Genomic DNA, 849 nt, shown 5'->3' on the forward strand with positions numbered 1-849 from the left:
GGCCGCTGCCCTGAGCCGGGCGCCGTTATTCGCGTGCCCGGGCCGGTCACGCGACCCCTCATGGGGATCATGCCGAAGCTTCCCCCGCCCCCGCCCGAGGAACTCCGCCGTGACCCCCTGCCGCTGCGGGGCCGCACCGCCCTGGTGACCGGAGCGAGCCGGCGCGGCGGCATCGGACACGCCGTGGCCCGCAGGCTGGCCGCGTACGGCGCGAGCGTCTACCTGCACCACCATGTGCCGCACGACGCCGCGATGCCCGCCGGGGCGATCCGCGACTCCACCTTCCGCACCCGCTCGGCCAGGTCGAAGTGCGTGCCGTCCAGGGCGTCGATCGCCTGGTCCATCAGGCCCTGCAGCCAGTCGCGGACCTCGTCCACGCCCTCGATGTGCCGGCCGTGCTCGTCGAGGTGGGCCAGCGCCACCCACGGGGTCCCGGCCCCCGGCAGGATCTTCTCGGCCTCCTTCCTCATCTCGCCCAGCAGCCGGAAGTACTCGGACCAGCCGTACGCGTACGCCTCGTCCAGGTCCAGGTCGGTGCCGTTGTAGTAGCGCGACCAGCGGGCGTACCGCTCCCGCCCCACCGTGTCCGGCGCGCCCTCGACCGCCGGGGCGTACACGTCCCGCAGCCAGTCCCGCAGTTCCGCCACGGCGGCGGTCGCCGCGCGGGCGGCCTCGTCCAGCTCCGCGCGCAGCGCGTCCGGGCCCGCGGCGGCGAAGTCCTCGAACCAGCCGCGGCCCTCGCCGGTGTCCGCCCACTCGCCGAGCTGCCCGACGAACGTCCGCGTGGGGCGCGGCCCGGCGTACAGCTTGCGTTCCAGGCCCAGCGCCAGCGACTCCCGGTACCCGGCC

General features: G+C 75.7%; 2 pseudogenes. One reads left to right on the plus strand and one right to left on the minus strand.

The annotated features are described in order from the left end of the window. Positions 1 to 69: 69 nt before the first annotated feature. Positions 70 to 267: pseudogene (locus LPA54_RS33330) on the plus strand (3-ketoacyl-ACP reductase); the annotation flags it as partial. Here LPA54_RS33330 and LPA54_RS33335 read toward each other — a convergent pair. Continuing rightward, a pseudogene (locus LPA54_RS33335) lies at positions 246 to 849 on the minus strand (DUF885 family protein); the annotation flags it as partial. The pseudogenes LPA54_RS33330 and LPA54_RS33335 sit on opposite strands and share 22 nt — an antisense overlap.

Source organism: Streptomyces sp. DH12, from assembly GCF_020873895.1.
Taxonomy (GTDB): Bacteria; Actinomycetota; Actinomycetes; order Streptomycetales; family Streptomycetaceae; genus Streptomyces.